The 12,986-nt window shown below is 72.4% G+C and carries 11 protein-coding genes; 6 read left to right on the forward strand and 5 right to left on the reverse strand.

Translation table 11 applies throughout. From position 1 onward, the window contains the following. Nucleotide 1: 1 nt before the first annotated feature. The 5 genes from E2C05_RS03035 to E2C05_RS03055 are packed head-to-tail and all read left to right on the forward strand — an operon-like array spanning nt 2 to nt 4,781. Nucleotides 2-625: a hypothetical protein gene (locus E2C05_RS03035; protein WP_133218121.1), complete on the forward strand. Its 624-nt coding sequence runs from the start codon at nt 2-4 to the stop codon at nt 623-625. Between the two features lie 38 nt (nt 626-663). After that, nucleotides 664-2,535 (forward strand): tRNA uridine-5-carboxymethylaminomethyl(34) synthesis enzyme MnmG, encoded by a 1,872-nt coding sequence (gene mnmG, locus E2C05_RS03040; RefSeq protein ID WP_133218122.1) that lies wholly within the window; start codon nt 664-666, stop codon nt 2,533-2,535. After that, nucleotides 2,532-3,140 carry a 16S rRNA (guanine(527)-N(7))-methyltransferase RsmG gene (gene rsmG, locus E2C05_RS03045; protein WP_192912406.1) on the forward strand — a complete coding sequence of 203 codons (609 nt, stop codon included), beginning with the start codon at nt 2,532-2,534 and terminating at the stop codon, nt 3,138-3,140. The genes mnmG and rsmG overlap by 4 nt, the downstream gene beginning before the upstream one ends. Beyond that, a complete protein-coding gene (locus E2C05_RS03050) occupies nt 3,109-3,924 on the forward strand; it encodes a ParA family protein (protein WP_240046537.1) in 816 nt (271 codons plus the stop codon). Before rsmG ends, E2C05_RS03050 begins: the two co-directional genes overlap by 32 nt. Further along, a complete protein-coding gene (locus E2C05_RS03055; protein ID WP_133218123.1) occupies nt 3,921-4,781 on the forward strand; it encodes a ParB/RepB/Spo0J family partition protein in 861 nt (286 codons plus the stop codon). The genes E2C05_RS03050 and E2C05_RS03055 overlap by 4 nt, the downstream gene beginning before the upstream one ends. A 51-nt stretch (nt 4,782-4,832) precedes the next feature. On the opposite strand, the gene holA is transcribed toward E2C05_RS03055, so the two are convergent. The 3 genes from holA to leuS are packed head-to-tail and all read right to left on the reverse strand — an operon-like array spanning nt 4,833 to nt 9,169. Further along, entirely contained in the window at nt 4,833-5,852 is a 1,020-nt protein-coding gene (gene holA, locus E2C05_RS03060; protein ID WP_133218124.1) for a DNA polymerase III subunit delta, read from the reverse strand. A 4-nt stretch (nt 5,853-5,856) separates the two neighbouring features. Continuing rightward, nucleotides 5,857-6,414, reverse strand: coding sequence for an LPS assembly lipoprotein LptE (gene lptE, locus E2C05_RS03065; protein ID WP_158291916.1), 558 nt, complete (start codon nt 6,412-6,414; stop codon nt 5,857-5,859). Between the two features lies 1 nt (nt 6,415). Next, nucleotides 6,416-9,169 carry a leucine--tRNA ligase gene (gene leuS, locus E2C05_RS03070; protein ID WP_133218126.1) on the reverse strand — a complete coding sequence of 918 codons (2,754 nt, stop codon included), beginning with the start codon at nt 9,167-9,169 and terminating at the stop codon, nt 6,416-6,418. Between the two features lie 164 nt (nt 9,170-9,333). On the opposite strand from leuS, the gene E2C05_RS03075 reads away from it, so the two are divergent. Further along, nucleotides 9,334-10,416: an alpha/beta hydrolase gene (locus tag E2C05_RS03075; RefSeq protein WP_133218127.1), complete on the forward strand. Its 1,083-nt coding sequence runs from the start codon at nt 9,334-9,336 to the stop codon at nt 10,414-10,416. A 195-nt stretch (nt 10,417-10,611) separates the two neighbouring features. Here E2C05_RS03075 and mdoH read toward each other — a convergent pair whose 3' ends face one another. Both mdoH and E2C05_RS03085 read right to left on the reverse strand, forming a co-directional pair. Then, nucleotides 10,612-12,357, reverse strand: coding sequence for a glucans biosynthesis glucosyltransferase MdoH (gene mdoH, locus E2C05_RS03080; RefSeq protein WP_275670488.1), 1,746 nt, complete (start codon nt 12,355-12,357; stop codon nt 10,612-10,614). Then, on the reverse strand, nt 12,267-12,887 hold the full coding sequence (locus E2C05_RS03085) for a uracil-DNA glycosylase (RefSeq protein ID WP_205082702.1): 621 nt from the start codon (nt 12,885-12,887) through the stop codon (nt 12,267-12,269). Before E2C05_RS03085 ends, mdoH begins: the two co-directional genes overlap by 91 nt. Nucleotides 12,888-12,986 lie beyond the last annotated feature (99 nt).

Raw genomic sequence — 12,986 nt, forward strand, 5'->3', positions numbered from 1 at the left:
CATGGCGCTGACCGGCGACGAGATCCGCGACTTCTATGCCCGCTGTGCCGCGGCCCGCCTGCGGCTGCAGGATTTGGCGGTGCGCGCCACGCCGAAGGAGAAGGTGCTGGACCAGATGCGGCGCCTCGGCCTGACGCTGGACCAAGAGATGGGCCAAGTCTCGGACGAGGAACTGGCCTTCGCCTTCGACCTGGCGATCCACACCGCGCCGCCCGGACGGTCGCGCGCCATCGACCGCGTGGCGAAGCAGCATGCCCGGCTGCCGGGAGAGGGCGCGCTGGTGCTGAATGCGCTGACCCATGCCTGGGTCTCCATCTTCCGGGTGCTGGACCGGCACCCCGAGGAAGGGCTGATCCTGGAGGATGCGCTGCTCGGCGGCGAGGTCTGGCTGGTGGACCAGAACATCGCCGAGACGGCGCCGCCCGGCACGGTGATCGCCAGCCGGATCGGCCGGGTTGCTGGCTTCTGCATCTCCTGCGGCGTGGTGGCGCATCTGGATGAAAGCCGCCTGGCCGGAGTGCGCGGCACCCTGGAGCGGAGCGGTCTGCCGGCGGCGGACCTGCTGGCCGACCCGCGCTTCGCCGCGATGATGTGGCAGGACGGTCTCGGCTTCCGCATCGCCTGAGGCTTCGTCGCCGCGGCCGGCGCCGCTATATGCCCGGCATGTTCGACGCGACCTATGACGTGGTGGTGGTGGGCGGTGGCCATGCCGGTTGCGAGGCGGCGGCTGCGGCGGCCCGCTGCGGCGCCCGGACCTTGCTGCTGACCCATCGTGTGGAGACGCTTGGCGAGATGTCGTGCAACCCGGCCATCGGCGGGGTCGGCAAGGGGCACTTGGTGCGGGAGGTGGACGCGCTGGATGGCCTGATGGGCCGCGCCGCCGATGCGGCCGGGATCCACTTCAAGCTCCTCAACCGCAGCAAGGGCCCGGCGGTGCGCGGTCCACGGGCGCAGACCGATCGCGCGCTCTATCGCCAGGCCATCCAGGCGCTCCTGCGGGCGACGGCCAACCTGACGATCGAGGCGGAAGCGGCGGAGGATTTGCTGGTTGGGCCGGATGGGCGCGTGCAGGGCGTGGTGGGTGCGACCGGGCGCTGCGTCGGGGCTGGCGCCGTGGTCATCACCACCGGGACATTCCTGCGCGGGGTGATCCATATCGGGGAGCAGCGCATTCCTGCGGGTCGCGTGGGCGAAGCACCGTCGATCGGGCTTGCCGGGACGCTCCGCCGCCTGGGCCTGCCGTTGACGCGCCTGAAGACCGGCACGCCGCCGCGGCTGGACGGCCGGACCATCGACTGGGCGGCGCTGCAGCGCGACCCCGGCGATGATCCGCCCGAGCCGCTGTCCTGGCTGACGCGGCGGATCGCCAACCCGCAGGTCGACTGCGCCATCACGGCGACCACGACCGCGACCCATGATCTGATCCGGGCCAACCTGCACCGCACCGCCGTCTATGGCGGACGGATCGAAGGGGTGGGGCCACGCTACTGCCCTTCGATCGAAGACAAGGTGGTTCGGTTCGCCGACAAGACGCATCACCAGATCTTCCTGGAGCCGGAAGGGCTGGACAGCCACACCGTCTACCCGAACGGCATCTCCACCAGCCTGCCGGAGGCGTTGCAGGCCGCTTTGATCGCCAGCATCCCGGGGCTGGAGCGGGCGGAGATCGTCCGACCTGGCTACGCGATCGAATACGATCATGTCGATCCACGGTCGCTCCGGTCGACGCTGGAGGTCAGGACGGCGCCGGGGCTGTTCCTCGCAGGGCAGATCAACGGCACGACCGGTTACGAAGAGGCGGCTGCACAGGGTCTGCTGGCCGGCATCAACGCGGCGCAGCGCGCCGGCGGGGGAGAGCCTGATGCGGTGCTGATCCGCAGCGAAGCCTATGCCGGCGTGCTCGTGGATGACCTGGTGCTGCAAGGCGTCACCGAGCCCTACCGGATGCTGACTGCCCGATCCGAGTTCCGCCTGTCCTTGCGCGCCGACAATGCGGGGTTGCGGCTGACCGAACGGGGCATTGCCTGGGGCGTCGTCGGACCGGAGCGGGCGGAGGCCTACCGATCCTTCGCAACCGCCCTCTATGGCGCTCTGGCCCGTGCCCGGGCGGAAGGGGGCTCACCTAGCTGGTATGCCGCTGGTGGAGTACCGCTGAACCAGGATGGCCGCTGGCGGAGCGCTTTCGAAGCCCTGGCACTGCCGGCCATGACGCGGGACGCCGCGGATCGCCTGTTCCCTTGGCTTCCGGAATTGCCCGTCCGGGTTCGCGCCGAGCTGCAGGCGCAGGCCCTCTACGCCCCCTATCTCGAGCGGCAGGCGGCCGAGTTGCGGGCGCTGGAGCGCGAGGAGCGATTGCCGATTCCCACCGGCATCGACTTTACCGAGGTGGCTGGCCTGTCTGCCGAGATGCGGTCGCGGCTGGACAAGGCACGGCCAACCACCCTGGGCAAGGCCGGCCGGGTTCCGGGGATAACCCCGGCGGCACTCGCCGCCCTGGCGGTCCATTTGCGGCGGATCGAGGCGCGTTTCACGTGAAACAGGGGCAGTTGGATGTTCCACGTGAAACGGAGGAGCGTGCCCGCAGCTTCATCGCCCTGCTGCAACGCTGGAACACGCGCATCAACCTGACCGCCGAGCGCGAGGTCGAAGCGATCTGGCATCGCCATGTGCTCGATTCGCTCCAACTCGCGCCGCTGGTTCCGGAGGGTGACGGCCCGCTGGTGGACCTTGGGTCCGGCGCGGGCTTCCCCGGGCTGCTGCTGGCATTGGCCACGGGGCGCGACACCCATCTCGTGGAATCGGATCGGCGGAAATCCGCCTTCCTGATCGAGGCGGCGCGGAGCCTTGGCCTCGCAAGGGTCAGGGTGCATCCTGCCCGCATCGATGCCGTCACCTTGCCCCCGGCAGCCGTTGTCACTGCCCGTGCTCTTGCCCCTCTTCCCGACCTCCTTGCCCATGCCCATCGCCTGCTGGCACCAGGCGGCGTTGCGCTCTTCCCCAAGGGCCGGACGGCCGAACAGGAATTGACGGACGCCGCCCGCGCCTGGAACATGCGGACCGAGCGGTTCCCGAGCCGAACCGACCCCCAAGCCATCATCCTCCGACTTAGTGAGATTCGCCCTGCCGGCCCCACCACCTGACCGGGCCAAGCCCCGCATCATTGCCCTCGCCAACCAGAAAGGCGGCGTCGGCAAGACGACCACGGCCATCAATCTTGCCACCGTCCTGGCGGGTGGACACAAGGTTCTCCTCATCGATCTGGACCCGCAGGGCAACGCCTCGACCGGCCTGGGCATCGACCGGGCCGAGCGGGGTGCCGGCAGCTATGCGCTTCTCGTGGATGGTCGGCCCCTGGAGGAACTCCTCCGCCCCACCCCGGTGCCCAACCTCCACCTCGTCCCGGCCGATTCGGACCTGGCCGGGGCAGAAGTCGAGCTCGTGGCGCTGGAGGACCGGGAACGCCGCCTGCGCGCCGCCCTTGCCGCCGATCCGGCCCTCATCGCCGGGTTCGACTATGTGCTGCTGGACTGCCCGCCCTCGCTCGGCCTGCTGACGCTGAACGCGCTGGTCGCTGCCCACAGCGTCCTGGTGCCCCTGCAGACCGAATTCTTCGCCCTGGAAGGCGTGAGCCAGATCACCCAGACCATCGAGCGGGTGCGCAGAGCCCTGAACCCAGCCCTTGCCCTGGAAGGCATCCTGCTGACCATGTACGATCGCAGGAACAACCTGTCCGAACTGGTCGCCCAGGATGTGCGTGGCTTCTTCAAGGACAAGGTGTTCGAAACCGTGATCCCGCGGAACATCCGCATCAGCGAGGCCCCGTCGCACGGCCTGCCGGTCAGCCTCTACGACGCGCGCTCACCCGGCGCGCAGGCCTATGCCGCCTTGGGCGCCGAGGTCCTGCGCCGGCAGCAGCGCGCATGAGCGGCGCCAAGAAGCCTCTCCGCCTGGGCCGCGGCTTGTCCGCCCTGTTGGGCGAGGTTCCGCCAGTGGAAACGCCGGCCCAGCCGGCATCGGAGGGGATCCGCACCCTGCCGATCGAACTGATCGAGCCGGGTCCCTTCCAGCCACGCGGTCCGATCGACCAGGGCCCGCTGCAGGAACTGGCCGACAGCATCCGGGAACATGGCGTCCTCCAGCCGATCCTTGTCCGCGACCGCCCGGGCGCCCCTGGCCGCTACGAAATCATCGGCGGCGAGCGCCGCTGGCGGGCCGCACAGCTGGCGCAGCTGCATGAGGTGCCGGTCGTCCTACGCAACCTCGATGACCGTCAGGCCATGGCGGCCGCGCTGGTCGAGAACCTGCAACGGCAGGACCTGAACGCGCTGGAGGAAGCCGAGGGCTTTCGCCGCCTCACCGACGAATTCGGCCTCACCCAGGACCAGCTCGGCCAGGCGGTGGGAAAGAGCCGGAGCCATGTCGCCAACACCCTCCGCCTGCTGGCGCTGCCCGACCGGGTGCGGGAACTGCTGCGCGACGGTGCCCTGACGGCCGGCCATGCCCGGGCGCTGCTCACCTCGCCTGACGCCGAAACCCTGGCCCTCCAGGTCGTGGATCGCGGCCTGAATGTCCGGCAGACCGAAGCGCTGGTCGCCAGCAAGCCGCGCGACCCCGCCGGCAAGCCCCAGCCGGCTCCCGAGACGATGGCGCTGGAGAAGGATCTGTCGAACCGGCTTGGGCTTAAGGTCAGCATCAAGCATGGCGACCGGGGCGGGCAGGTCACCATCGCCTATCGGGACCTGGATCAGCTCGATGGGCTGATCCGGCTTCTGAACCCCTAGGCATCCAGGGTCACGGATTCTCCCAGGGGCCCTCTTCCAGTTCCCTCGGATCTAACGCCGGGCGGCGGCTTGGCGCGCTAGGCCGGTCACCGCGCTACGGGCGACCACGACCGAGGGAAGACCCGTCGTCTTGGTGCGGCGCTCCGCCTCCAGCAGCGCCGTGCCGGCGGCTTCCAGCGCCTCGGGACGCCAGACCCGCAGCGCACGCTCCATCATCGGCTTGTGGCGAAAGAATACCGGCGGCCGCAACGCCTCCAGCGCGCCCATGGGCGCGGCACCCGCCGCCACGGCCAGCGCCGCAATATGCAGCCGCTGCACATGGCGCAGCGCCGCGCGGACCACCTGCACGGCATTGGCGCCCTCGGCGAAGGCGGTGTCCAGCGCCTTGTCGGCCACCGCCACCTCCCCCGCCATGGCCGCGATCAGCGCTTCCTCCAGGTCCAGCGCCGAGCCTTCCGCCACGCAGGCCACCGCCGCCTCCGGCGTCACCTTCCCGCCTGGCCCAACGAACAGCGCCAGCTTCTCCAGCTCCCGTCGCAGCAGCATCCGATCCTCGCCCAGCCGCTGCACCAGCCATTCCACGGCCACGGGCTCGGCGCTCACGCCCAGCTCCTGCAGGATTCGCCCGATCGAGGCGCCCAGCTCCGCGCCCCTCTCCCGGTAGCAGGCGATCACCGCGCCGGCCGGCGAAGCCTCCACCGCCTTGAACAGCGCGGCGGAGGTCCGGAGCTCCGGCGCCTCGATCACCACCAGGCCCGGACCCTTCGCGGCCAGCGCCGCCTTGGCGGCATCCAGCACCTGCTTCCCATCGCCGGCATCGCGCAGCCGCACCAGCACGCGGCCGCCAGTCAGCGGCATGCTCGCCGCCTCGTTCGCCAGGGCGGTAGGGGCACGCAGCATCTCCCGCCCCGCCTCGACCAGGCGGAGCGCATCGCCTTCCGTCACGCTGCGGATCAGCGCCTCGCAGCGCTCGCGGATCAGGCCGGGATCGTCGCCATGCAGCAGCGCCACGCGGCAGGCGCCGGGATCGGCCAGGAAGGCGCCGACCCGCCGCGCATCCAGCTTCGCCATTGCCTCAGCCCGTCGCGGGCGGGGCTTCCTTCCTTCGGCGCAGCGCCATCGCCACCTGGCGCGCCACCTCCTCGGCCAGCTGCTCCATCGCCCGGCTTTCCAGCGCATCGCGGGCGCTGTCGGCGGAAAAGAACTGCAGGTCGGGGATGTTGAAGGAATCCAGGCTGCGGAAGGGAATGGCCGAGCGGGCGATGGGCTGCGGCGGCACCCCGATCGTCGCCAGGTCCCAGTTGCCGGTGATGGTGTAGCGCACCCGGGTGATGGTGCCGTCCCGCCGGTAGCCCAGCACCTCGACGCCCGGGGTATAGACCACGGTCAGCTGGTAGCGCGCCGGGGTGCCGGGCCGGCTGTCCTCCAGCCGGCGCTGCAGGTTGCGCTTCAGGATCTGGCCCGTCCGCTCATAGACCGGGCCGACGCGCACCGCCGCTAGCTCCTCCGCCAGGTCCGATTCGCCGCCCGCCGTCTGCACCGGGCCATAGAGCGGCCGGAAGCCGCAGCCGGACAGCCCCAGCAGCCCGGCGATGCCGAGGACCGCGCGCCGGCCGGCCAGGCCGTCCCGCATCTCAGACAACGAAGTTGACGACACGGCCGGGCACATGGATGCGCTTCCGGATGGGCTTGCCTGCGATGGCGCGCTGCACATTGTCCTCCGCCTCGGCCAGGGCGAAGATGGTAGCCTCATCGGCGCCCACCGCCACCTCGATCGTGCCGCGCAGCTTGCCCAGCACCTGCACGGCAAGGGTGACCGTCTCCGCCCGAAGCAGCGCCGGATCCGGCTCGGGCCAGGGCAGTTGCGCGACCAGCGTCGCCTCGTCCGGGCGCAGCAGCGACCAGACCTCCTCCGCCAGATGCGGCATCATCGGGGACGACAGCCGGGCGATGGTCTCCAGCGCCTCCCGCTTCGCCGCTCCCATCTCCGGCACCTCGGCCGCCTCGGCGATGGCATTGGCGAATTCGTGGATGCGCGCGACGGCGACGTTGAAGGCGAAGCTGTCCAACGCCTCGGTCACTGCCGCGATGGTGCGGTGGGTCACCTGCCGCAGCTTGCGCGCCTCGCCCGCCGCGGCCTCGGCCGTGGTCCCCGCCGGCGGCAGGCCCGGCAACGCGCTCGCCGCCAGGCGATAGAGCCGCTGGGTGAAGCGGTAGGCGCCGGCGACGCCGGCCTCCGTCCACTCCATGTCCCGCTCCGGCGGGTTGTCGGAGAGGATGAACCAGCGCGCGGTGTCGGCGCCGTAGCGATCGATGATCGCGCCCGGATCCACCGTGTTGCGCTTGGACTTCGACATGGCCTCGACCCGGCCGATGGTCACCGGGCTCTGGTCGGCCTTCAGGTGGGCCAGGCGCGTGCCGTCATTGGCCTGGGTGAACTCCACCTCCTCCGGGTAGAGCCAGCGGCCATCGGCCGACTTGTAGCTTTCATGCTGCACCATGCCCTGGGTGAACAGGCCCTCGAAGGGCTCGGCCAGTTGCAGGTGCCCGGTATCGCGCATGCCGCGGGTGAAGAAGCGGCTGTAGAGCAGATGCAGGATCGCATGCTCGATCCCGCCGATATACTGGTCCACCGGCAGCCACGCATCCACCGCCGCCTTGGTCACCGGGTCCGCGGCGCGCGGCGAGCAGAATCGCGCGAAGTACCAGGACGAATCCACGAAGGTGTCGCAGGTATCGGTCTCGCGCCGCGCCGGCTTGCCGCAGGATGGGCAGGCGACATGCTTCCAGCTCGGGTGGTGGTCCAGCGGGTTGCCGGGCCTCGAGAAATCCACGTCGTCGGGCAGCTTCACCGGCAACTGGTCATCCGGCACCGGCACCACGCCGCAGGCCTCGCAATGGATGAAGGGGATCGGGCAGCCCCAGTAGCGCTGGCGGGAGACGCCCCAGTCCCGGAGCCGCCAGTTCACCACCCCGGTGCCCTGCCCTTTCGCCTCCAGCGCATCGATCACCCGGCGCTTGGCAGCGGGAACGTCCAGCCCGTCCAGGAAGCCCGAGTTGAAGATCGTGCCGTCATCCGTATAGGCCTTGCCGTCCAGCGCGAAGCTGGCCGGGTCGGCGCCGGGCGGCAGCACCACCGGCCTGATCTCCAGCCCGTATTTGCTGGCGAATTCGAAGTCGCGCTCGTCATGGCCCGGGCAGCCGAAGATCGCGCCGGTGCCGTATTCCATCAGCACGAAATTGGCGATCCAGACCGGGAAGGTCACGCCTTCCAGGAAGGGATGCGCGACGCGGAAGCCGGTGTCGAAGCCGCGCTTCTCCGCCTGCTCGATCGCCGCCTCGGAGGTGCCCATCCGCCGGCACTCCGCGACGAACTCGGCGGCCGCCGGATTCCTCGCCGCCGCGGCGGCGGCCAGCGGATGCTCGGCCGCGACCGCGAGGAAGGACATGCCGAACAGCGTGTCCGGCCGCGTGGTGAACACCTCGACTTCCGTGTGCGCCTCCGTCGGGTCCCCATTGCCGTCGCTATGCGACGGCGATGGGATCCCGGGCGCGCCGGCCTGATCCGGACCCTCGGGCCGCGCCCTCGGATGATCGGGACGGCCCTCCACGGGCTCGGCCAGCCGGAACCGCACCCGCGCGCCCTCGGAGCGGCCGATCCAGTTGGCCTGCATCAGCTTCACCCGCTCCGGCCAGCGGTCCAGCGTGCCCAGCGCCGCCAGCAGGTCCGGCGCATATCTGGTGATGCTGAAGAACCACTGGGACAGCTTCTTCTTCTCGACCAGCGCGCCGGACCGCCAGCCGCGGCCGTCGATCACCTGCTCATTCGCCAGGACGGTGCCGTCCACCGGGTCCCAATTGACCCAGCTCTCCTTCCGCTCGACCAGGCCCGCCTTGTAGAAATCCAAGAACAGCTTCTGCTGCCGGCCGTAGTAGTCGGCGTCGCAGGTGGCGAATTCGCGGTCCCACTCGATCGACAGCCCCATGCGCTTCAGCTCGGCGCGCATGTTGGCGATGTTGTCGTAGGTCCATTTCCCCGGGTGGATGCCGCGCTCCCGCGCCGCATTCTCCGCCGGCAGGCCGAAGGCGTCCCAGCCCATCGGGTGCATCACCAGATGGCCGCGTGCCCGCTTGTAGCGGGCGACCACGTCGCCCAGCGTGTAGTTGCGCACATGGCCCATATGGATCTTCCCGCTCGGGTACGGGAACATCTCAAGAACATAGTATTTCTTCGCATCGGCCGGCGGGACATCCGGCACCGCGAAGCAGCGCCGGTCTTCCCAGGCCTGCTGCCAGCGCGGCTCGGCCGCCTTGAAGTCGTGCCGGATCTCCTGGGTGCGGTCCCCGGGGCGCTGGTCCGGTCGGGCAGCGGTCGTCGCGTCGTTCATGGCCGTCATGGTCTGCTGGGGCCAAGGGAATAAGCCGCTGTCCGGCCAGAGGGAAGGCCGCGCTTGCGGCAGGCCCCGACTCCGGCAGGACGCCGGCCGCCTCCACCGTCTTGCCGATGCCCCGGCCGGGCCACATTGTCCCCCGCCGCCGCCCCGGGTCCGTGATGCGCCGCCTGCTCGCCCTGCTGCTCCTGCTCGTCCTGCCCGCCGCGGCCCCGGCCCAGCCGGCGGCGGAAGCCGGCTATCGGGAAGTCTTCTCCGCCGCCGCCCTCGGCGCGCCCCATCCGTCGCAGCAGGCGGCCGCCAGCTTCACCCTGCTGTATCGCGGCCTGGTCCCGAATGCCGCCTTCGCCCTGGCCCGGGATGCCGAAGGCCGCTCCGCCTGGGGCTTCGCCGGCGGCGCCGCCACGCCCGCCCAGGCGGAAGCCGCGGCGCTGGAACGCTGCCGCCGCGCCCTGGGCCAGGTGCAGGCGGAATGCCGCGTGCTGGCGCAGAACGCCACCCGCGCCGATGGGCCCGCCGCGCCCCTGGCGGAAGGCGGCATCGGCCCCTTCCGCTACGCCCCGCTGCTGCTGAAACGGGGGCCGGAGGCGGCACGCGGCGCCCTGGTCTGGGGCCATGGCTATGGCGGCACGGACCGCGACAACCGCAGCGTCCCAACGCCCGCCTTCGTGTCCCTGCTGAACGACAATGGCTGGGACGTGCTGCGCTTCGACCGCCACCCGGGCGATGACGCGCTCTATGCCAGCCTGCCGCGGCTGGTCGGCGGGCTGCCGGCGCTGCGCGCCGCCGGCTATCGCCGCATCCTCCTGGGCGGGCAGTCGCGCGGCGGCTGGCAGGCCATCATGGCCGCCAGCGAGCGGCCGGACCTGGTGGATGCGGTGATCGCCACCGCCCCGGCGGCGCATGGCGAATGGCAGCGGGGCAACGCCCTGGGTGCGGCGCTGGATGATTTTCGCCGCCTGCTGGCAGGGCTGCCGGAGGGACCGCGCTTGGCCGTCGCCCTGTTCGAGGGCGACGACTACGACCCGGACCCGGAGCGCCGGGCGGCGCTGCTGGAGGCGCGGGCGCTCGAGCGCCGGGCGCCCACCCTCGCCCTGTGGCCGCAGGCGCCGCCGCGCGGCCATGCCGGCGGCAGCGACCTGCGCTTCACCCTGGCCTATGCCGGCTGCCTCCTGAGCCTGGTGCAGGCGCCGGACCCGGCGGCGCCGCGCGGCCTGCGCCGGCTGCCCTGCGGCGGCGGCTGAGCGGAGCGTCGTCGACCCCGGCGGCAATCCGGGGCGATCCGCCGGCGATGCGCCATGCCGGCCGGCAGCCATCCTCGCCGGCGGCATCGCCCCGGACCGGCCTGCGGGGCGGCATCAGCCCGCCCTGCCACGCGGCAGCAACACCGACCCCGCAGGCCATCGGCGGCCATGGACCAGGACAGCCACGCCGCGGCATCAGCCGGTGGGCGGCCGCGCGCGTTCCGCCCGCAGCGGCGCCGGGCGCCGAGGCGCCGTGCCGATGGGCCGCGCCGACCACACGGCCAGCGGCGCCGCCAGCAGCAGCCCGGCGATCCCCGGCAGGATCAGCAGCGCCATCGTCCCGCCGGCCGCGAAACCGGGCAGCAATGCCAGGCCCAGCAGCGTCTGCGGCGCGAAGCGGCGCAGCGCCATGGCCCAGCCGACCGCCTCCGGCACCCGCCGCTGCGGCGCCCAGCCCGACAGCCGCCGGCGGGCCAGCCGCAACAGGGTCAGCGTGTGCTCCAGCGCCGCCACCGGTTCCAGCAGCAGCCCGAAGGCGAGATCCTGCGCCGCCTCCCGCAGCAGGGTGGCGCGGCGGGTGCGGCCGGGGCGCAGCAGGCTTTCGGCATGGCCGGCCAGCTTCGGCAGGTTGAGCGCGACGAAGGAGGCAAGGACCAGCGCCAGCAGCAGGCCGGGCGGCGTCGCATCCCCGCCGCCGGTGGCGAGGTTCAGCGCCGCCAGCGGCAGCACCGCCAGCCAGAGCGGCGCCAGCGCGTAGTGCAGCACGCCCAGCACCATCTGGAACCGGCCCAGCCGGCTGAATTCCGGCCGCCGCAGCAGCCCCAGCCATTGCAGGTTGCCGGCCGCCCAGCGCAGGTCGCGGCCGAAGAAGGCGGGCAGGTCGGGCGGATGCTGCTCGAAGCTGCCGGCATCGTCGGGCAGCACCCGCACCGCCCAGCCGGCGGCGTGCAGCATGGCGGCTTCCGGATGGTCGTGGCTGAGGACGGGCGTGCCGCCCGGCAGCGTCGGCAGCCGGGCGTCGCGCCGGAAGGCGGCGATGCGCAGCAGCGCGTTGTGGCCCCACCAGGGCTGCCGCGGCCCCTGCCACCAGGCCTGCCCGGTGGACCAGATGCGGCCGCCCTGCCGGTGGCCGAGGCCGAACAGCCGGGCGAAGCGGGTCTGCATCCCCGCGGGCTGGGTGTTGCCCTGCAGGACCGCCAGGGCGGGATCGGCCTGCATGGCCAGCACCAGCCGCGTCACGGCGGCCGCCGACATCTCGGAATCCGCGTCCAGCACCAGGGCGAAGTCGAAGCCCTCGGCATGGTGGTCGAGGAAGTCCATCAGGTTGCCGGCCTTGAAGCCGGCATTCTCCGTCCGGCGCCGGTAGCGCAACGCGGCGTCCGGGACGCGGGCGGCCAGCGCCGCCACCGCCGCCGCCTCCGCCTCCGCGGCCGGGCCGCAGGGCGTGTCGGAGAGGATGCCGAGCACGAAGGCATCGCCATGCTGCGCCCGCAGGTCCCGCAGCAGCCGGGCGAGCGGCGGCAGCACCGCGCCCATATCCTCCAGCCGCACGCAGGCGGCGATCAGGGTGCGGGTCCGCAGCGGTCCCTCCGCCCGGCGGAGCGAGGGCACCACCAGCGCATCGGGGTCGGCGGCCAGCAGCCGCACGCCGAGGCCGACCAGGCCGGTGGCGGCGGCAAGGCCCAGCCAGGGCGCATTGGCGCCGTAGCAGAGCAGGATGAGCGCTTCCCACGGCGTCCAGCCGCCGGCCGACAGCACCGCCCAGGCCAGTGCCAGCAGGCCGAGCGTGATGCCGGCCGTGAGCGCCGCCATCACGGCGCGCCGCGGCGCGAGGCGTTCGACGGGCTGGGTCAGGCGGCGACGCCCCGCGGCGCATCCAGCAGCCCGGCAGCCGCCGCCAGCACGGCCAGGATGCGGCGCGGCACCTCCGGGCTGGTGCAGGTGTAGGTCGGGCTGGGATGCGGCATGGCCAGCACCGGCATGCCGGGCCGCGCCGTGGTGAGCGCCGGCGCGGCAAGGCCGGCGAAGCGCCCGGCCAGCACGGCGACCGCGAGCCGCGGCAGCAGGTCGAGCACGGCCGGCAACAGGGAAAGGCCCGCCGCGCGCTCGGCCCGGGTCGGCGCCCGGTTGCGCGCGCCCGGCGCGTGGATGAGGAAGGGCACGGCGTTCCAGATCAGTATATCGGCCCGGGCGATCCCGGTCGCCGCCAGGAAGTGGCGGAGATTGGCGCCGGTGGGCGTCGGGTTGTCGCGGGAGACGAGGCCGGTGGCGGGCATGGACGGCCCCGGCGTCTCCAGCAGCAGGAGCAGGCGCGCACCGGTGCCGCCATCCGCCGGATCGGCATCCGGCATGGCGCGGCCGGTCGTGCGGCGCATCGCGTCGATGCAGCGGGCGAGCGGCGCCATGTGCGGCGCCGCGAGCGCGGCGCGGCGGGCGGCGAGGATGGCGGGATCGGCCAGAGGCGCGGTCACCGGCGCGGTCATCGGTCGCACCCCCCCCGCCGGGCGACGGGTGCCCGGGCGCGCCCGGGCGAGGGCGCGGGGCGCCGCGGCGGAGGGCACGCCGTTGCG

Source organism: Paracraurococcus ruber, assembly GCF_004353985.1.
Taxonomy (GTDB): domain Bacteria; phylum Pseudomonadota; class Alphaproteobacteria; order Acetobacterales; family Acetobacteraceae; genus Paracraurococcus; species Paracraurococcus ruber.